The sequence below is a fragment of the Pediococcus sp. EKM201D genome, from assembly GCF_011800215.1.
Lineage (GTDB): Bacteria > Bacillota > Bacilli > Lactobacillales > Lactobacillaceae > Pediococcus > Pediococcus pentosaceus.
The window spans coordinates 37,372-58,156 of record NZ_JAALFK010000003.1; the positions used below are offsets into that span (position 1 = coordinate 37,372).

Annotated in this window: 17 protein-coding genes; all 17 read right to left on the reverse strand. The window is 37.4% G+C overall.

The window, feature by feature from the left end; translation table 11 throughout:
• Positions 1 to 17: 17 nt before the first annotated feature.
• Positions 18 to 1,142: a DNA polymerase IV gene (dinB, locus tag HFC68_RS05150; protein ID WP_167399713.1), complete on the reverse strand. Its 1,125-nt coding sequence runs from the start codon at positions 1,140 to 1,142 to the stop codon at positions 18 to 20.
• A 2-nt stretch (positions 1,143 to 1,144) separates the two neighbouring features.
• Entirely contained in the window at positions 1,145 to 2,632 is a 1,488-nt protein-coding gene (gene zwf / locus HFC68_RS05155; RefSeq protein WP_011673580.1) for a glucose-6-phosphate dehydrogenase, read from the reverse strand.
• Positions 2,633 to 2,743: 111 nt separating this feature from the next.
• A complete protein-coding gene (gene yajC, locus HFC68_RS05160; RefSeq protein WP_002833736.1) occupies positions 2,744 to 3,118 on the reverse strand; it encodes a preprotein translocase subunit YajC in 375 nt (124 codons plus the stop codon).
• A gap of 65 nt (positions 3,119 to 3,183) precedes the next feature.
• Positions 3,184 to 4,326 (reverse strand): tRNA guanosine(34) transglycosylase Tgt, encoded by a 1,143-nt coding sequence (gene tgt, locus HFC68_RS05165; protein WP_167399714.1) that lies wholly within the window; start codon positions 4,324 to 4,326, stop codon positions 3,184 to 3,186.
• A 23-nt stretch (positions 4,327 to 4,349) separates the two neighbouring features.
• A complete protein-coding gene (gene queA, locus HFC68_RS05170) occupies positions 4,350 to 5,384 on the reverse strand; it encodes a tRNA preQ1(34) S-adenosylmethionine ribosyltransferase-isomerase QueA (protein ID WP_002833734.1) in 1,035 nt (344 codons plus the stop codon).
• Between the two features lie 10 nt (positions 5,385 to 5,394).
• Positions 5,395 to 6,408 (reverse strand): Holliday junction branch migration DNA helicase RuvB, encoded by a 1,014-nt coding sequence (ruvB, locus tag HFC68_RS05175; RefSeq protein ID WP_011673582.1) that lies wholly within the window; start codon positions 6,406 to 6,408, stop codon positions 5,395 to 5,397.
• 9 nt (positions 6,409 to 6,417) lie between these two features.
• The gene (gene ruvA, locus HFC68_RS05180) at positions 6,418 to 7,005 is read right to left on the reverse strand and encodes a Holliday junction branch migration protein RuvA (protein ID WP_002833732.1); all 588 of its coding nucleotides are present in this window, start codon (positions 7,003 to 7,005) and stop codon (positions 6,418 to 6,420) included.
• A gap of 47 nt (positions 7,006 to 7,052) precedes the next feature.
• Positions 7,053 to 8,990, reverse strand: a complete 1,938-nt coding sequence (gene mutL, locus HFC68_RS05185; RefSeq protein ID WP_011673583.1) for a DNA mismatch repair endonuclease MutL — start codon at positions 8,988 to 8,990, stop codon at positions 7,053 to 7,055.
• An 11-nt stretch (positions 8,991 to 9,001) separates the two neighbouring features.
• The gene (gene mutS / locus HFC68_RS05190) at positions 9,002 to 11,623 is read right to left on the reverse strand and encodes a DNA mismatch repair protein MutS (protein WP_167399715.1); all 2,622 of its coding nucleotides are present in this window, start codon (positions 11,621 to 11,623) and stop codon (positions 9,002 to 9,004) included.
• A 113-nt stretch (positions 11,624 to 11,736) separates the two neighbouring features.
• Positions 11,737 to 13,296, reverse strand: coding sequence for a ribonuclease Y (gene rny, locus HFC68_RS05195; protein ID WP_011673585.1), 1,560 nt, complete (start codon positions 13,294 to 13,296; stop codon positions 11,737 to 11,739).
• A gap of 168 nt (positions 13,297 to 13,464) precedes the next feature.
• Positions 13,465 to 14,523 (reverse strand): recombinase RecA, encoded by a 1,059-nt coding sequence (gene recA / locus HFC68_RS05200; RefSeq protein WP_002833728.1) that lies wholly within the window; start codon positions 14,521 to 14,523, stop codon positions 13,465 to 13,467.
• A gap of 89 nt (positions 14,524 to 14,612) precedes the next feature.
• Positions 14,613 to 15,854 (reverse strand): competence/damage-inducible protein A, encoded by a 1,242-nt coding sequence (locus HFC68_RS05205; RefSeq protein ID WP_011673586.1) that lies wholly within the window; start codon positions 15,852 to 15,854, stop codon positions 14,613 to 14,615.
• A gap of 109 nt (positions 15,855 to 15,963) precedes the next feature.
• A complete protein-coding gene (gene pgsA / locus HFC68_RS05210; protein WP_002833726.1) occupies positions 15,964 to 16,545 on the reverse strand; it encodes a CDP-diacylglycerol--glycerol-3-phosphate 3-phosphatidyltransferase in 582 nt (193 codons plus the stop codon).
• A 12-nt stretch (positions 16,546 to 16,557) separates the two neighbouring features.
• Positions 16,558 to 17,427, reverse strand: coding sequence for a RodZ family helix-turn-helix domain-containing protein (locus tag HFC68_RS05215; protein ID WP_011673587.1), 870 nt, complete (start codon positions 17,425 to 17,427; stop codon positions 16,558 to 16,560).
• Between the two features lie 45 nt (positions 17,428 to 17,472).
• Positions 17,473 to 18,198 carry an elongation factor P 5-aminopentanone reductase gene (gene ymfI, locus HFC68_RS05220; protein ID WP_011673588.1) on the reverse strand — a complete coding sequence of 242 codons (726 nt, stop codon included), beginning with the start codon at positions 18,196 to 18,198 and terminating at the stop codon, positions 17,473 to 17,475.
• Positions 18,195 to 19,487: an EF-P 5-aminopentanol modification-associated protein YfmH gene (gene yfmH, locus HFC68_RS05225; RefSeq protein ID WP_011673589.1), complete on the reverse strand. Its 1,293-nt coding sequence runs from the start codon at positions 19,485 to 19,487 to the stop codon at positions 18,195 to 18,197. Before yfmH ends, ymfI begins: the two co-directional genes overlap by 4 nt.
• A gap of 5 nt (positions 19,488 to 19,492) precedes the next feature.
• Complete coding sequence (gene yfmF / locus HFC68_RS05230) at positions 19,493 to 20,746, reverse strand: EF-P 5-aminopentanol modification-associated protein YfmF (RefSeq protein ID WP_011673590.1); 1,254 nt, start codon at positions 20,744 to 20,746, stop codon at positions 19,493 to 19,495.
• Positions 20,747 to 20,785 lie beyond the last annotated feature (39 nt).

Sequence of the window (20,785 nt, forward strand, 5' to 3'; positions counted from 1 at the left end):
TTAAGCATATCACAAAATCACTCTGAGTGCTTAAACAGTGGTAAAGAAACTTCTTGAAAATTTTGATCCGTTAAGTTGGTTAGTGTAATCCCTAATAAGCGAATCCCCCGCGAAATATCAGCAATTTCATCCAAAATCTGTTTAGCATAAAAATAATAGGTTTCAACATCATTTTGGAAAAATTCGTCCAATGTGATTCGTTTAGTTAACGTTTCAAAATCACCATATCTTAGTTTCAATACAATGGTTTTGCCGTGTTTCTGTCTTTTCAAAACTGCGCGAAATAGATTCTTAGCAATTACCCGAAGTCGCTCTTCAACCTCCATCTCAGTGGTGAGCAACTTTCCATACGTTTCTTCTTTGCCAATTGATTTTCTTTCACGCAAGTATTCGACTGGGCGATCATCTTGTCCGCGAACCCAACGAAACAAGGTGTACCCAAATTTTCCAAAGTAATGAATTAAATCATTTTCAGACATCTTGATTAAATCCGCACCTTGAAAAACACCTAGCTCGTGCATTTTAGGCACTGTTTTTTTGCCAACCCCTCTAAACCGTTCGATTGGAATATTCTTTAGAAACTCAGCAACGTCATCTTTTTCGATGATTGCCACACCTACCGGCTTGGAATATTCGGAAGCCATTTTAGCCAGAAATTTATTGTATGAAATTCCCGTAGAGCAGGTTAATTGGGTTTCATTAAAGATAACTTTCTGAATTTCATGAGCAATCAACACAGCGTCACCAAGCCTCTTTTTATCTTCTGAAACATCTAAATAGGCCTCATCAAAGGCAACGGGTTCAATCTTATCGGTATACTCGTGAAAAATTTGATGAATTTGTTCCGAAACTGCACGATATTTAGTGAAGTCCGGATCTTTAAAAATCGCCTCTGGACAAAGTTCTAAAGCTTTCATAGCCGGCATCGCAGAATGGACACCAAATTGCCGTGCAATATAGTTTGCCGTTGTGACAACCCCATGTCCTCCAGTAAGGCGCGGATCATGAGCTACCACCAAAGGCTGGGTTTTGAACTTGGGGTTATCTCGCATCTCAATTGAAGCATAAAAGGCGTCCATATCAACATGAATTATCTTACGAGAATCATCAATGTTGATCGGAGTTAAAACTTCTGTTTCCATTATTAGCTGCGTGGATTAAAAACCCATTTACGTCCATCATCAGCTAGAAGTTGCATAGCTGCTTCAGGTCCCATACTACCACTTGCATAGTTTGGAAATGCGGGTTCTTCTTCATCCCAAGCCTCGCGGACTACATCCATAATCTTCCATGCTTGGCTAACTTCATGCCAATGTGCAAAATTAGTCTTATTTCCCATTAAAGCATCGCGAATCAAACCTTCGTAAGCATCTGGAATTTGAGCCTTTTCAGTGGCTGTCTTACGATAACGTAAATGAACTGGGGAAAGGTTGTAACCTTGGTTTCCAGTCTTTGTATTAAATTCTAGTGTAAACCCTTGATCAGGTTCAATATGCATAGTCAAAACATTGGTCTTTAATTTTTCTGACGCGTCTTTAGCAAAAATGTTTTGATCATCATTTTTAAATACAATGTTAATCTGAGTTGATTTTTTAGTTAATCGTTTCCCAGTACGAATATAAACTGGTACACCATCTAATGACGGATTATGTGTAATTAATTTACCGGCAACGAAAGTTTCAACAGTTGATTGATTATCCGTACCTTCTTCATCTCGGTATCCAAGTTGTGTATTAGCCTCATCTGCACCGTATTGGCCACGAATGAAATATTTTTTAGCTTCTTCTTTGGTATACATTTGGATATTTTCCAAAGCTTCAATTTTCTTGTCACGTAAATGTTCTGAATCAAAAACATCTGGCCGTTCCATTGTAAGTAACGAAACAATTTGCATAATATGATTTTGGACCATATCCCGCATTGCCCCAGCTGTTTCATAGTATCCAGCCCGTTCTTCGACACCAAGTGATTCAGATAGGGTAATCTGAATGTTATCAATATGTTCTTTATTCCAAAGCGAGTTGAACAATGCGTTCCCAAACCGTAATCCAGCAATTGACTGGATCGGTTCCTTACCTAAATAATGATCAATTCTAAAAATCTGTTCTTCTTTAAAGGAACCCGAAATTGAATCGTTCAATTCTTTAGCACTGGGATAGTCACGTCCGAAGGGTTTTTCGATAATTAATCGGTTAAAACCATTTCCCTTTGTAAGTAAAGCTTGATCTTTCAGATGGCCGGCAATTGTTCCAAAGAATCTTGGTGCCATTGCTAAATAAAAAATACGATTTCCTTGAAGATCATACTTTTCATCCAATTCATCTGCTAATTTACGTAAAGCTACATAATGATCGACATCATCAACATTATGTGATTGATAGTAGAAATGGCTTGCAAATTTGCGAGGTAGGTCATCGTTAGTCCGACCAGAATCACGGCCTGCGTCTTCAATTGCACTCATAACTACTTCATGGTAGTGATCGTTAGACCACGGACGGCGTGCTGTACCAATTACAGCAAAATCCTCTTTTAAATATCCTTTTTCGTATAAATTAAATAACGCCGGATATAATTTTCGATAAGCTAAGTCGCCTGTTCCGCCAAAAATAATAAATAAAGCCTTTTGATTCATTTTTATAACCCCGCTTTCGCTTTTCATATAGATTAATTATCTACCATTTTAAAACTTCAAACAAGAAAAAAAAGACCCACGAATTAAAATTCGCGGTCTAAGTTTGAAAAATTATTCTTCTTTTTCAGTTGTTTCTTCAGGTTCGGCTTCCTTTACGGGAGCTTCTTCTTTAGTTTCAGTTGTTTCAGTTGTCGTAAGAGCCTTCTTTTCGACCCGCATGATTGCCATACGATCAAAAACTAGGTAAATACCATCACAATCTAAAGTAACAGTTTTTTCCTCTTCATTAATTGAATCAACCACCCCATGAAGACGACCAATTGTTACAACATTGTCTCCAACGTTCAATTGATTCATCATTTCTTGGCGCTTTTGTTGTTGTTTACGTTGTGGTCTGATCATCATGAAGTACATCAATCCAATGATTAAAACAAAGAAAATGATTGAACTCATTCCGAAACCACCATTTGCAGCTGCTAATAACATTTTTTCACCTCACTAAAGTCGTCTAAGTATACTGTACCAAAAATACGTTTTCTAAACCAGTACTCTTAGAAATTCTTACTATTTTCCTTATTATATCCGTATTCTTCAAAGAAGTTTTGTCTAAACTCAAGTAAATTATCATCCATAATAGCTTGACGCACATCTTTCATCAAATGAACTAAGAAATAGACATTATGAATACTGGTTAGTCGAAGACCAAAAGTTTCGTCGCTCTTAATTAGATGGCGAATATAGGCCCGAGTGTAGTTGCGACAAGTATAGCATTGACAATTATCATCAATTGGTGTGAAATCACGCGCGTATTTAGCATTTTTAACTACTAAACGACCATGACTCGTCATACAGGTACCATTTCGGGCAATGCGGGTTGGTAATACACAATCAAACATATCTACCCCACGAAGAACACCATCAATCAAAGCATCTGGCGAACCTACTCCCATTAAATAACGGGGCTTATTTTCGGGAATCAATTGCGTTGTGAAATCCAACACCCGATTCATTTCTTCTTTAGACTCTCCTACTGAAAGTCCTCCGATTGAATATCCAGGGAAATCCATACTAACTAAATCTTTAGCACTTTGTCTTCTTAAATCTTCGAAACCGGCACCTTGAATAATCCCAAAAAGGCCTTGGGTTTCTGGGTTACGATGAGCTTTCAAACCACGTTCGGCCCAACGGCTAGTTCTTTCGACCGAATGTTTAACATAGTCATAACTCTCAAAATAAGGCGGGCATTCATCGAAACTCATCATGATATCTGGACCCAGATCATTTTCAATTTGAATAGCCTTTTCCGGTGAAAGGAACATGTTTGCTCCGTTAAGCTCGTTTTTAAAGTGCACCCCTTCTTCAGTGATATCCCGTAATTTCGCTAAAGAAAATACCTGAAATCCACCTGAATCAGTTAAGATTCCCTTTTTCCAGTTCATAAATTGGTGAAGACCACCACCTTCTTTAACAATATCTTCACCTGGTCGCACCCATAAATGATAGGTATTCGACAAAATAATGTCTGCTCCTAAGTCTTCTAGTTCTTCAGGTGACATGGCTTTGACGGTTGCTTGAGTTCCAACGGGCATAAAAATCGGTGTTGGAAAAGTACCATGCGGGGTGATTATTTCACCTAGACGTGCTCCTGTATGCTTATCGGTTTTAATTAATCGGTATTTAATTGCAGGTTCCAATGTATTTCTCCATTCATAGTTCTTTATTTAATAAACATTGCGTCACCAAAGCTAAAGAAACGATATTTTTCTTCAATCGCATGTTGGTAAGCATTTAAAATATTTTCTCTTCCCGTAAAGGCCGCTACTAGCATTACCAAAGTTGATTTTGGTAAATGGAAATTAGTTATAAAAGCGTCAACCACTTTCCATTCATAACCTGGTTTAATAAAAATATCTGTCCAACCACTATCAGCTTTAATTTCTCCATTAAACTTAGAGCCAATTGTTTCAAGCGTCCGAATTGAAGTTGTTCCCGTAGCCACAATTCTTCCACCCTGCTTCTTCACTTCATTCAAGGCTGCCGCTGATTCTTCAGAAAGTTGATAAAACTCACTGTGCATCTTGTGATCTTCAATATTATCTTCATCCACAGGTCGGAAAGTTCCTAGTCCAACATGCAATGTCAAATAAACTAATTTGATGCCCTTTTGTTCAACCTTTTCTAGTAGTTCTTTAGTCCAGTGTAATCCAGCCGTTGGAGCTGCTGCTGAACCTGGTTCTTTAGAATAAACGGTCTGATAACGTTCTGGATCATCTAATTTTTCTTTGATGTATGGAGGTAACGGCATTTCTCCTAGCTTTTCCAAAACTTCCATGAAAATTCCATCATAATCAAAGACAATCTCACGTCCACCATGTTCTAATTCTTTGGTAACTGTCGCTGTCAAGGCACCATCACCAAATATAATTTTGGTTCCAGTTTTTGCTCGTTTAGCAGGTTTAACGAGCGTTTCCCAGCGGTCGCCTTCAATATTGTGTAATAGTAGAACTTCAAAGTGACCACCCGTTTTGTCCTTAATTCCGTAAATACGAGCCGGCATTACTCGTGAATTATTCATAACGACTGCATCACCAGGATTTAATTGGTCGATAATATCGTAAAAATGTTTATCTTCCATTGCTCCTGTTTCGTGGTCTAACACAAGTAAACGAGATTCATCGCGTTCTTTAATTGGAGTTTGGGCAATTAATTCATGTGGTAAGTCATAATTAAAATCTTCAGTAGTTAGTGTCATTTTCAATTCCTCATTTATTCATATATTGATCAATTAAGCCTAGATGTTCGTAGGCACGTTCTGTAACCATCCGGCCTCGAGGCGTCCTTTTCAGGAATCCAATTTGAAGCAAGTATGGTTCATACATTTCTGAAATAGTATCTGGTTCTTCACCGATATTAGCTGCAATGGTGGAAATTCCTACCGGACCGCCTCCATAGAGCTCGATCATAGTAGTTAGAACTTTTTTATCAGTCCGATCTAGTCCACGATTATCTACTTGAAGTAATTTCAAGGACTGACTAACCAATTGGCGATCAATTTGTCCATCATTTTCTACTTCAGCAAAATCTCGGATTCGTTTTAACAGACGATTCGAAATTCGCGGTGTTCCTCGTGAGCGACTAGCAATTTCGTACGCCCCTTGATCGTCAATATGCGAGTTAAAAATACCCGCAGAGCGTCGAACAATGTTAGCTAAATCCGCTTCATTATAGTAATTCATATGTTCAACAATTCCAAAGCGATCTCGTAATGGAGCTGAGAGTAAGCCCGCTCTAGTAGTCGCTCCAATCAAAGTGAAAGGTGGTAAAGGAAAATGAATTGGATGTGCAGTTGGTCCTTGTCCGACAACAATATCAACAAAGAAATCTTCCATGGCTGAATAGAGCATTTCCTCCACCACTTTAGGTAATCGATGAATTTCATCAATAAATAAAACGTCACCAGGTTGTAGCTCATTCAAAAGAGCTACTAAATCACCCGGTTTTTCAATGGCTGGTCCACTAGTCGTTCGAATCTGAACGTTCATTTCATTAGCAATAACCATCGCTAAAGTCGTTTTCCCTAGTCCAGGGGGGCCATATAAAAGAACATGATCTAGTGCTTCTTCGCGATTTTTGGCTGCGGCAATATATACTTCAAGCTCATGTTTAATCTGATCCTGACCAATATATTGATGCAATGTTTGAGGCCTTAACGACAACTCTTCATTTTCTTCGTCTGGACTTTGAACTTCCGCAGAAGTAATCCGTTCATCTTCCATCAACTTGTCTTATCCTTTCATCAATAATTTTAATCCCGAACTAATATACTGATCAGTTGTCCGATCAGTTTGTTCACTCAATTTCTTAGTTAATTTCTTAACCTCTTTTTCAGAATAACCTAATGCAATCAAAGCTTCTAGAGCTTCATCTAGAGCTTGGTTTGAAGTAGTTGATAAATCAAAAAGGGTTCCTACTTCATTTTCAACCGCCACTTTGCCCTTCAAATCTAGAATGATTTGTTGAGCAGCCTTAGGACCAATCTTAGGGAACTTTTTGAGATAACTTACATCATCATTATTAATCGCATTAATCAACCCTGTATGATCATCGTTCGCTAAAATAGCCAACGCACTTTTCGGACCAATCCCCTTAACTTTTAATAAATTAAGAAAAAGTTCTTTATCTTCAGCTTTTTTAAATCCATATAAAGTTTGATCATTTTCTGAAACAGCTTGATGAACAAAAACTTTCTGTTTAGCATCTAGTTCAAAACTATATGGATTAGCCACGTTAACTAAAAATCCAACTCCATTGACATCAACAACAATATAAGCTGGATTAACGTTAACGACGACTCCATCTAAATATTCATACATTTATAAATCCTCATTTCAAAACGTTTGTTCGCATTCAGTTAATTGTATCACATCTCATCTTCCATCAAGTCAGAATGGTGTGGATCTTGAATTCTTTTAAACATTTTCTCCATGTCTGTCGTTGAAAAATGTACTAGTACTGGACGACCATGAGGACAATTAAATGGATTTTCAGCCTTAGCGATGTCTTTTAATAATTGTTTAGCTTGTGGTTCATCTAAATGATGATTGGCTTTAATAGCTCGTTTACAACTCATCATGATGGCGGTTGCTTCCCTAAATTTAGCTACCGTCATTGAGCTATCATTTAAAACATAATCAACCATTTCTTTAACGGTGTCTTCCTCTTGCCCTTTTTTGAACCACGTTGGATGATGTCTAACGATAAACGTATTTTTCCCGAATTCTTCTAAAAACAATCCACACGACTCTAAGACTGTTTGCTTTTCTTTAATTCGGATAGCATCCGTAGTTGAATAATCTAAGTAAATTGGCACTAGTAAGTCCTGTTGATCATCACTGACCTCTCCAATTTGAACTCGATAATATTCATAATTAATACGTTCCTGCGCTGCATGTTGATCAATAATGTAGAGACCATCCTCAGCTTCGGCAAACAAATATGTTCCGTGCATTTGTCCAATGTAAGTCAAAGTTGGAAAACGTTGTACGGCATCTTTCTCTTTTAATTCAGGCTGATCCCCGTCTTCAACCGTATTGTTAACTACTGCATCGTTAGCGTATTTGGTTTTAAATTCGGCAATGGTATCAGATTTTAAATCTTGGCGACTATTAATAACAATTGGTTCAGGTTCCACATATCGATCCGAGATATTTACTTCTTTTTCAACTTCGTCGTTATCTGTATCTGGAATCGTTACATGATCCTGTTCCATCTCAAAAGAACCCGATATGGCCATCCGAGCTAAGTCAAGTTGTTCACTTGAACTTACTTTTACACGTGACTTTTTTAAATTGTCTACTGCATCCGGAATCAAATTTTTATCTGCAAGTTCATTAAAAACGGCTTTGGAAATTAAATCTAACAGTGTCTGTTCTTCACTGATGCGCACCTCTTGTTTAGTTGGATGCACATTTACATCTACTAAAATTGGATCAGTTTTAATATTCAAAACTGCTACTGGATAACGACCAACCATTAATTTTGAACCATAACCATCAATAATAGCCTTACTGATTTGGAAATTTTTGATATACCGTCCATTAACTAGAACCGTGATATAGCTGCGATTTGCCCTAGTGAATTCTGGTAAACTAATATAACCATCAATCGTAAAGTCAATATTTTGTTCTTTAACATGTACCATTTTTTGAGCATTTTTGGCACCATAAATGTTAGCTAAAACTTGTTGAATATTTCCGTTTCCTGAGGTTCGCATTAGCTCACGCTCATTATTTTGTAGTGAGATAGCTACTTCTGGGTAACTTAGTGCAATTCGATTGACAATATCCGTAATTTTAGATAATTCTGTTTGGAGCGATTTTAAGTACTTTAACCGTGCTGGAGTATTGAAAAATAGATCCTGTACAGTAATATCCGTACCTTGGCGACTTTGAGCATCACCGCTATCTTCTAATTTGCCACCCCGGTAATGAATCTTTTTACCCGGTCCATCAGTTGTAGCTGTCAACATTTCAACATCTGCAATTGAAGCAATACTAGGTAGGGCTTCCCCTCGAAAACCCAAAGTCCCCACCTTAAATAAGTCTGAACGCGACGAAATCTTACTCGTAGCATGTCGTTTAAAAGCAATCTCAACTTGATTTGCATCAATTCCACTACCATTGTCAATAATTCGAATCATCTTTAACCCAGACTCTTCAAGCAAAATATCAATTCGAGAACTACCAGCATCGATAGCATTTTCAACTAATTCTTTAACCACTGAAGCTGGACGTTCAACAACTTCACCCGCTGCAATCTGATCCGCTAAAATTTCACTTAACTCATGTATTTCTGCCAAAAATAATCGCCTCACTTACGAAGTTTCTTTTGCCATTTATATAACTGATTCATAACTTCCATGGGAGTCATATCCATTAAATTTAACTGTTCCAGTTGGTTAGCAACTTCTTCTTTAGGACTTGATTTAACCGGCTTAGTAGGTGTTTCAAACAAAGCCATTTGTTCTTCAATCATGGTTGGCGTTTGCTCTGATTCAACCGGAGTTGCTTTGGAGACTGGTGTCTCAACCCCATCAGAATGAGCTTGATCTTTAGCCTCAAGTTTTTCTAAAATGACGGATGCACGTTTTAAAAGTTTATCAGGCATCCCTGCTAGCTTAGCAACATGGATTCCGTATGATTTATCAGCAGGGCCGTCTTCCATTTTATGAAGAAAGACAAGATTACCATTTTGTTCCACTGCTCCAACATGGACATTTTTGAGATGTTCTAGTGATTGATCGAGCTCAGTTAACTCGTGATAGTGAGTCGAAAAAAGCGTTTTAGCATGGACATTTTGATGAATAAATTCAATGATAGATTGAGCTAAAGCCATTCCATCATAAGTGGCTGTACCACGACCAATTTCATCAAAAAGAACTAAACTATTACTGGTTCCATCCTTCAAAGCTCGGTTTGCTTCTTGCATTTCAACCATAAAAGTACTCTGTCCGGAAATTAGGTCATCTGCAGCACCAATTCGAGTAAATATTTGATCAAAAATTGGCAAAGTTGCCTCACTAGCGGCTACAAAACATCCCATCTGAGCCATGATTACGGTCAAAGCAAGTTGCCGCATATAGGTACTTTTACCCGACATATTAGGTCCCGTAATTAAGAGAATGTCTGTATTATCATCCATATCAATATTATTTGGAACATAACTCTGATGTCCCATCACCTTTTCGACAACGGGATGCCGGCCATCTTTAATTTCGATTGCATGATTTTTGGTCATGGTTGGTTTAACAAACTGATATTTTTCACTAACCACCGCAAAGCTCTGTAGGACATCTAATTCGGCCACTTGTTTAGCTAAATCTTGCAGTCTTTCAATTTGTTTTTTGATCAATTCTCGAATTTCTTTAAATAATTGGTATTCCAAATCCGTAGATTTTTGTTCAGCTTCCAGAATAATCCGTTCTTTTTCCTTTAATTCTGGCGTAATGAATCGCTCTGCATTTGTTAAAGTCTGTTTTCTTTCATAACGTCCTTCAGGAATATTAGCTAAATTGGCTCTGGTTACCTCGATATAGTAACCAAAAACTTTGTTATAACCAATCTTCAATGTCTTAATTCCCGTTGTCGCTCTTTCTTGTGCCTGTAAATCCGCAATCCATTTTTTACCATTACGCATTGCATCTCGGTACTCATCTAACTTAGCATGGTAACCATCTTTAATAATATCTCCATCCGTAACAGAAATTGGTGCATCTTCATCAATAGCATTTTGGATTAGCTCAGCAATATCACTAACCGGATCCAAATGTTCTAAAGCATCATCAAAGACCGGCTCACTAAGTTCCTCTAAAATATGACGTACCTTAGGAATTTGAAGTAATGATGTTTTGAGTTGGATTAAATCTCGTCCATTCACGCTACCGAATGCAACGCGACCAGCTAGCCGTTCCAAATCATAAACTTTTGTTAACTCTTCTTGTAAATTACTACGCTCAAAAAAATGATCTACTAAAACCTGAACTCGATCTTGGCGACTAATAATTTCTTTTTTGCGGATTAAGGGACGATCTAACCATTGTTTCAGTAAACGTCCCCCCATCGCCGTTTTAGTCTCGTCCAACAGCCACAGTAATGTTCCTTGTTTTTTTCCTGTACGAATTAAACGAGTTAGTTCCAAATTATACTTGGAAGCATGGTCCATTCTCAAAAAGAAAGATGGTTCATATGCCACTGCTTTTTGAATATGAGCTAAATTACGTTTCTGCGTAGTTTGCACATACGTAAGTAGTTGCTTAACAACTTCTATTTCCGTTGAACTTGTTAAATCTTGAATTAAATAGCTTAATTCAGCGGATATTTCCACTTCACTCTGCTTAGACACTAAAATATTTAACTCTTTAAAACGTTCTTCAAAACTTTCTGCAAGGCTTTCGTCAGTTACTATTTCTTTGGTCTGTAATCCTACTGCTTCATTAATCACGCTATCAAAATCATCTAAAATCGCAACTTTTAATTCACCAGTTGAAAGATCTGTATACGCAAAGCTATATTTTTTAGTTTTAGAATCAAAATTAACAGCGGTCAAATAGTTATTTTCTTTGGCATCCTCAGCACTCTTATCAGTTGTTGTACCTGGAGTAACCAATTGGATAACTTCACGTTTAACCATTCCTTTAGCAGTCCGTGGATCTTCCATCTGTTCACAAATTGCCACTTTGTATCCTTGGTCGACAAGGATATCAATATAATTTTGTGCTGCATGATGAGGAACTCCACACATTGGAATCGGATCATCTGCGTTTTTAGAACGCGCTGTTAGCGTTAATTCCAATAGCTGGGAGCCTTTGACCGCATCATCATAAAATAATTCATAAAAATCACCAATTCGATAGAATAGGAAAGCATCGGGGTATTGATTTTTAATTTCCATATACTGACGCATCATTGGCGTATCACTTGTTTTTTGTGGCATTCTTTTTTCCTTCCAGCTTTTTCTCTCATATTTTTAAATACGTAAAAAATACATTAACAATGGATATTCTAACATATAACAAAAAAAGAGCGGACCGCTAGTCCAACTCTCCTTTACTTAGCATAATCAACTGCTCGAACTTCACGTACAACCGTTACTTTAACTTTTCCAGCATATTCGAGCTCTTTTTCAATCGCCTTACGAATATTGTGGGTCAACATAACCGCCTTCAAATCGTTAATCTTATTAGGTTTAACGATAACGCGAACTTCACGTCCAGCTTGAATTGCGTAACTTTTCTTTACTCCATCAAAATTATTAGAAATCTGTTCTAGTTTTTCTAAACGATGAATATAACTTTGTAGTGTATCACTCCGTGCCCCTGGTCGCGCTGCTGAAATCGAGTTAGCTGCAGCAACCAATACGGAGATAACATGCTGTGCTTCAACACCATCGTGATGAGCGGCAATTGCATTAATTACCGTTGCACTTTCTTTATACTTCTTAGCCAACTCAACTCCAAGTTGAGCGTGCGAAGTATCAGTTTCATGTTGTACTGCTTTACCAATATCGTGTAATAATCCTGCGCGTTTTGCTACAGTAACATCTTCACCTAATTCAGCAGCTAAAACACCTGCTAAATTAGCAACTTCAATTGAATGGTTTAAAACATTTTGACCATAACTCGTCCGATATTTTAATTGTCCAATTAACTTAATTAGTTCCGGGTTCATAGAATGAATTCCCAAATCAAAGACCGCTTGTTCACCAGTCTTACGAATATTGTCATCCATTTCTTTTTTAGCTTTTTCAACCATTTCCTCAATTCGAGCAGGATGAATCCGACCATCTTGAATCAGTTTGTCTAAGGCAATTCGAGCAATTTCGCGACGAATTGGGTCAAAGCTACTCAATACCACGGCTTCAGGAGTGTCATCAATGATCAAGTCTACTCCCGTGACATTTTGGAAGTTTCGAATATTACGGCCTTCACGTCCGATAATTCTACCCTTCATATCATCATTGGGCAACGAAACCACCGTAATTGTGGTTTCAGATGCCATATCAGCCGCACTGCGTTGAATAGCTTCAGCGATAAGTTTCCTGGCAGTCTGATCTGCTTCTGCTTCAGCATCTTCAAGACCTTCCTTGATTATTAACGCTCTTTCCTTTTCCAACTTAGCTTCTGTTTCGGAAATAATTAAGTTCTTTGCATCTTCTTGAGTTAGATTGGAAACTCGCTCAAGTTCTTGTTGTCGTTCTTCAACGAGTGATGATGCTTTTTGTTGTTGCTCATCGATATGCTTTTGGTCTAGAGCAAGTTTCTGTTCTTTTCGTTCTAGGCTATTCTCTCTCTTTTCGAAGGAATTATCCTTACGATCAAGAGAATCTTCTCTCTGAAGTAAACGATCTTCTTGCTTTTGAAGCTCAGCCCGTCGCTCTTTTAATTCTTTTTCCACCTTCGCCCGATAGCGATGACTCTCGTCCTTGGCTTCTAGAAGCTTTTCACGACGTTCCGTTTCTGCTTGCTTTCTTGCATTTTCAACAATTACATCTGCCGAATTACTGGCATTTGCAGTTTGCTTTTCAATGAGCCGTTTGTGCATAAAGAATCCTGCACAATAGCCAACAACTATAGCGATGATTGCGAGGATAATATATAAAATTATCATCTTTGCCTCCAAATCATCAAGACCATAGTTATATCTCTTGAATGATGTTATTTGATTTTCACACTTATTATCATTTTAATATTTAGGTATAAGAGTGTCAATGAATCATTTAGTTTGAAACCTATCAAAAAAGATTCAAGAAAAGTTTCTTGAATCTTTTAGTAGTATTTAAGCTAAATCTGAATCATCAGTTGAAGATTTTTTGGAACTTTCTTTTTTAACTTCACTCGTAGGATCAGCTACCATACCATACGCTTCACGAACTTTACCAAGAATTTCTGCACGAACGTCTGGATGTTCATCAATGTACTTCTTAGCATTCTCACGACCCTGTCCAATGCGTTCGTCTCCGTATGAATACCATGAACCACTCTTACCAACCAAATCTTTTTCAACAGCCATATCAATCATCTCACCAGTTTGCGAAATTCCATGACCATACATAATATCGACTTCAGCCTTTTTGAATGGAGGAGCAACCTTATTTTTTACCACTTTAATACGAACACGGTTACCAATAACGTCGGCACCATCTTTAATTTGTTCTGCACGGCGTACTTCTAAACGGATTGTTGCATAGAATTTTAAAGCCCGTCCACCAGGAGTTGTTTCTGGATTACCAAACATAATTCCGACTTTTTCACGTATTTGGTTAATGAATAACGCAATCGTCTTAGTTTTGTTAATCGAACCAGATAATTTACGAAGTGCTTGTGACATCATCCGAGCTTGGAGGCCAACATGAGCATCCCCCATCTCTCCATCAATTTCAGCACGTGGAACTAAGGCTGCAACGGAATCAATAACGACCAAGTCAATAGCACCACTTGATACCAAAGCATCGGCAATAGCTAATCCTTCTTCACCAGTGTCTGGTTGTGAAAGTAAGAGTGAATCGATATCAACGCCCAAATTAGTTGCATATGCAGGATCCATCGCGTTTTCAGCATCAATATATGCAGCAGTTCCCCCACGTTTTTGCACTTCAGCAACTGCATGTAAAGCTACAGTTGTCTTACCAGAACTTTCAGGCCCATAAATTTCGACGATTCTTCCCTTAGGAAAACCGCCAACTCCTAGTGCATCGTCTAATGCTAAAGAACCACTGGGAATCGTTGAAATTTGCGTATCAACCGCATCCCCCATTCGCATAATAGATCCTTTACCAAAGTTTTTTTCAATTTTTTTAAGTGCTTTATTTAAAGCTTCTTGTCTTTCGTCTGCCAATTAATAACCTCCTAGGGTTTCTCTATACTAGTATGATACATAGTTATTTTATAAAAATCAACAAAAAAGCGAACAAAAGTTCGAATGTTTTATTTAATAACATTTTCCCATATCATTCTAAATCCGTTCATCACGGCTAGGTGCCGAATCTTTTCACGGTTACCAACAAAATTAAATTCTTTAGTGACTATTGACCCATCACGTTTAGCTAAACCAATCCATACGTTTCCGGGTTGGTGATGTTCTAAGGCCCCTGGTCCAGCTACTCCAGTAAAACTAACCGCTATATCCGTATCTAACGTCTTTTGAGCCCCTCTAGCCATCTCTTCCGCTACTTGCCGACTTACAACCGTGTTTTCTTCAATCGTTGCTGGTTGAACCCCTATCAACTTACTTTTGACCTCATCAGCATATGTTACAAATCCTCCCGGAAAAATGGTTGCTGCTCCAGAAGTTTCTACAACCGTACTTTCAAAAGCTCCCCCCGTCAAACTTTCTGCCGCTGTTAATGAAATATTGCGTTTAATCAATTGATTAACGACAAAATCGGTGAAAGAAACTCTGTCACCTTCTGCATAAAAGAATTCTCCAACTCGATCTAGTAGTTGCTTTTTAGTATGATTTAAAATTTCCTCAGCAGCTAGCTTAGAATTAGCTTTGGCAGTCAATCGAATTGTCACATCGGTTGGTTTAAAGTAAAGGGCGATAGTAGGATTGCTTTGATTACGAACAATCTCATCTACTCGAGCAGCTAAATCTGCCTCACCGATTCCAACAAAATGCAGAGTTTTAGATTGAATTGTTTTCTCCAAACCATATTGCTGGCTTAGTAGCGGAAGTACCTTTTCATCCACCATAGGTTCGAATTCCGAAGGCGGTCCAGGCAAAACAATATAATCGGTTTGCTCTGTGTGATAAAAAATACCCAGGGCTAATCCATTAGGATTATGAATTGGTTTAGCCCCATCCAGTAATAAAGCCTGACGTTCATTATTTTTAGTCAATGGCCGATTTTGTTTTTTAAAATAGTCTGTAATTTGTTGTAGCGCCTCGGGATGGTGTTTTAAGTTTTTTCCGACAAATTTAGCCAAGGATTGCTTAGTGATATCGTCCTCTGTTGGACCTAATCCGCCGATCGTAACCACTAAATCACTTCTCTTCGAAGCGACTTCTAAGGCATCCATGATGTTTTTTTCGTTATCTCCAACAGTTATTTTGTTGAAAACATCAATCCCTAATTTAGCAAAAAGCTGGCTCAGATAAACGGCGTTAGTATCGACGATTTCTCCTAACAAAATTTCTGTACCAACTGAAATAATTTCAGCGTTCATTTTTTTTCCTCCTCAATGCTTATATATGTAATTTTACTCGTTTTTATTTTTTTGTATTAAAAAAAGGTCCATAACAAAATCATAAATTTCGCTATAGTCCTTTATATTACTAGAATGAATCAGAAAAAATGGCCCGATTCTTATAAAAATAATCGATTCCTGAATAAACAGTAAAGAATAAGCAGACATATAATAATACTGTACCTAGACCGAAATGTAAGAAACTTGAGAAAATGTTATTCAAAAGCAAGAAAATAATCGCGAACATTTGCGAGAATGTTTTGATTTTTCCAGGCATTTCAGCTGCTAGTACCTCACCATCATTTTCCACAATGATTAAGCGCAATCCACTAATAGCTAACTCACGACAAACGATGATAGCAGCAATCCAAGCTGGAACCATCTTCATTTCTACTAAGACAATAAAAGCAGTCATTACTAACATTTTATCTGCAATTGGATCAGCAAATTTACCAAAATTGGTAACCAAATGTTGACGTCTAGCAATCTGTCCATCTAAAAAATCGGTAATAGATGCAATTGCAAAAACAAGTGCCCCCCAAATCTTGGTAACTGCAATACTTGTCCCCAACCAAACTACACTTCCACCAACTTCTGGCATGACTGTGAGTATGATAAAAATTGGAATTAAAATTATTCTAAAAATGGTTAATTTATTAGGTAAATTCATTGATACTCCCTCTTATTTTACTTCAATTGTTATATTTCGAACCACCGAATTGGTAGTTGATTTAGGTATTTCTTTTCCGGCAATCGTTCCCGTAAACCCAGTTGAGGCGCCAATTTTAAGCGCATAAGTGTAACCTTTTTTCAATTCAATTGTTTTGCTAGCATTCGCTTCTAGCAGTCCTTGCCAAGTAGTTTCTGCTTTAGGCTGAGTTACCGTCAATGCATTCCAAGATCTTTGGCCCATCTGCATCTTTAAGTTAGCATGCTGGCTTCCTGCAGCCAACGTTACCTCTAAATTATCGGAGCTATTGTTAATTTTTTTAAGTGTAGCCTTCGAGTTCTTTGAACTAGCACTTTCCTTCTTGGAAGAGCTTGCCTTCGACTGATCATGTTTCTTGGTAGATGTCCCTTTAGTTGTATCAACCACCTTGACCTGATTTGGTACCTTGAACGTAGATTTAGTATGTCCAGCCATGTCATTGAAAGCTCCCCAAACTAAAAGCCAAATAACAACCACCAATACAATTCCCATCAACCATGGATGTTGTCGGATTAATCCTTGCAAAACTGATTTTCGTTGTTGTGCTTCTTTTTGACTACGACTTGATATCTCAGCATGCGTACGACGCCATTCTTTGATACTATTCGGTTCACTTTTTAGGTTGCGACTGCCAAGGTCAATTTCAAGTAGATTGGCGTATTGCTTAATCAGTGATTGTGTATAATAATCACCTGGTAAATCATCATTTTCACCAGCTTCTAACGCCATTAAATATCGTTTTGAAATTTGCAGTTTAAATTGAACTTCTTCAATCGTCCACCCTTTTTTTATACGAGCATCTTGCAGACGCTCACCAATTTCCTTGTATTTTCTAGTGCTCATAAGTATACCGCCCAACTTATTTCTAAATCAAAGATAAGTATATCATTATTTTTTCCATCCACCATCAACATAAATCGTTTGACCAGTTAGGTAAGAGGCCCGTTCATCCATAATTGATTGAACTATATGACTGATCTCTGTTGGATCACCGAAACGTCCCACCGGTATTTCTTCATTAACTGCTTCAATTTCTGTTTGATTAAATTCATCGTTCATCTTAGTGGCAACTGCCCCTGGTGCAACAGCATTAACAGTAACTCCTAGTGAAGCAACTTCTTTAGAGTAGGCATTTACAAAACTACTAATCCCCCCCTTAATAGCACTATAAGGTACCTCCATTGAACTGCCTACTGCTCCATAGATTGAACCAATAAAAACAATTCTTCCATTTTCAGCGTTGCTTATTTTTTTAATTACCTTTTGAATAACTAACATGGGTGTTTTTAACTGTTCTTGCCACAAATTTTCCAACTGTTGGGCACTAAAACAATCAAACAATTGATAGATTGTCGTTCCTTGAGCAAAAACCACGGCATTCAACCCAAAAATATTTTGGCTAATTTTTTGAGCAGCGTCTTCGCTTCTGAAATTCGCTTGAATGGTTAAAAAATCTTGCTGAGGATATTCTGCCCGTAACTCATTGGCTAATTGATTAGTTGTTGCCTCATTTTGATAATAATGTAAGTAAAGTGACCATCCCTTTTGAGCCAAATCTTTGCTAATCGCTGTTCCGATATTGCCGCTTGCTCCACAAATTAATGCAAATTTCATTTCTTCGCCTGCTCACTATCCATTTTAAACGTACTGATAACAACATTTTTCATAAAGGTATCGAAAGTATTAATTACTTCGTCTAAAGAGATATCTTGATAAAGCATTGCTTCATCAAAAATTGTCGTATTTCCATAGTTTTCACCTTCAAATGAATTAGCAATAGCTTCCAAAGAATTCATCCTAGTAATACTTCTTCCATACATTTCTTTTTTAGCTAGCTCGAAATCTTTGAGGAGCGCATCCGACTTCATTAAAACAGTTGTCAAAATATCTTTTAAGGCTTGTATCAATTCAGTAGGATGGTTGGTGTCACCGCCCAAAGTTAGGAACAAGGCTTCTCTTTCACTATTTAAATCGTATCCAAAAGTGTCGTCCAAAAGCCCTTCATCATACAATTCTAAATATAATCTAGAAGATGAACTTAAGATTAAATATAACGCCAAATCAAGCGTAATAATGAATCTTAGACGTTCAATACCAGGTTGAGGCAATGCTTTAGCATTTTTAACTCCTAACATAACTTTAGGACGTTCAACCTTAGTCAATAATGCACGATTTTCGATAATCTCATCATCATCGGATTCTGGAGTAGGAATTTCAAAGTTAACTTTTGCAAACTCTTTTCGTTGCTGATTATCCTTAATCCATTGAAGGATCTGATCCGGATCTAGGTTCCCAGTAACAAATAAATTCATATTTTCGGGACGGTAAAACACTTTATGTACTTTGTACAACAACTCCGGAGTAATTTTAGCAATTGATTCCACGGTTCCGGCAATGTCGTCACTAATGGATTGATTGGGGAAGAGATTCTTTAAAATTCCCATGTATAATTGCCAATCAAAATCGTCATTATACATCTGAATTTCTTGTCCAATAATTCCTTGTTCTTTAGCAACTGACTTCTCCGAAAAATATGGCTGTTGAACAAAATCTAACAAAATATCTAAATTCTCTTGTAATCCAGTCGTTGAAGAAAATAGATAACTAGTCTTGGTATAGCTTGTAAATGCATTGGAATCTGCTCCGTTATTAGTGAACAATTCAAATGCATCGTATTCCGCCTTTTCAAAAAGTTTATGTTCTAAAAAGTGTGCCGTGCCGGCGGGAATCTGAATTTTTTCACCATCTAAAGTGAATGCTCGATCCATTGATCCAAAATCAGTAGTTAAAACGGCGTATGTTTTTTTAAATCCAGTTTTGGGTAAAATATTAACTTTTAAACCGTTGGAAAGAACGGTTGAAAATAAGCATTCATTGAACGCTTGATATACTTTTTTATTCATTCAAATTATTCTCCACTCAAGAAATATTCAGCTCGAATTTTAATTTGCTGAGCTAATTGTTCAATATCCTTTTTAGACACTGCATTAATCTGGGTTAGCCACTCTTCCGTCGACCAATGTCGATTTAACAGATAATCATTTAATCCACGCCGATGTGCGGTTCTTTGCAAGTCCATCCCCGAAAGATAATCTGATTGTAGTCCTTTTTTAATGTTAGCAAGTTCGCTTTCAGTAAAGAGCCCATTTTGCATGTCTTGGAGTTGTTGTTGAATAATTTGCATTGCAGCATCATGGTTCCCGCCATTAATACCTGTCTGGATATTTAAGATTCCGTCATATAAATCTAAACTCGAACTAGCATAGTAGGCCAAGCTGGCTTTTTCGCGCACGTTAACAAACAACTTAGATTGTGGTGATCCGCCGAATAAAGCATTAAATACGACTGCCGTAAAAAAGTTCTCTCCAGTCATATCAGCCGGAATATTGAAAGATAAGTTTAAGCGTGCTTGGCGTACATCTTGATGTTCAGCCTTAACGATAGCTTTCTCCCGTGCATCGAAATGTGTAATTAAAGGTTTTAAATCAAATTGGCGTTCATCTAATTCAAAAATCTTTAAATCTTCCTCAATCTCTTCTTGATTGACGTCCCCTGAAACACTAATATGCACTAAATCATTTTTAAGCATATCCAAATAAGCTCGGTAGGTTTCTGCATTTTTTAGGTTCTCTAAATCTTCTACTAATCCATAGCTTGGAATACCTTGTACCACGGTCTGACCGAAAGTTAGTTTACGTAATTGTTGCGCGGACCAATACTGCTTATCTTCTGTTGCCGATTTAACATAATTTAACATATTTTGCTTTTGACGTTGGAATGTTTCTTCATCAAATTGCTTACCATCTGCTAGTGGATGAACAATCACTTCATTCAAAAAGCGAATCGCATCTTGAATTAAGTTTTGGTGCTTAATATATTTATCATTGGCAACTACCATTGAGAAAGCTACATCATGCATATTACCTTTTTTAGCAGCACCTCCACCAAAGCTAGCGCCGAACATTTCCGATAGAGCATGCGTAAACCGAACTTGATCTGGATACTTTTTAGTACTTGTATCTAAAATATTAGCAATTAAAGAGCGTTGGGCTAAATCTTTAATCGTTGCGTATTTCAAAAAATGTACGTCAATGCGCACAGTTTTAAATTTTTTACTTGGTAAAACTAAAGTCTGAATCCCAGACTGATTTTGAACATCCAATATGATGCCTCCTACTTTTTCACATGCGATTAATGTTAG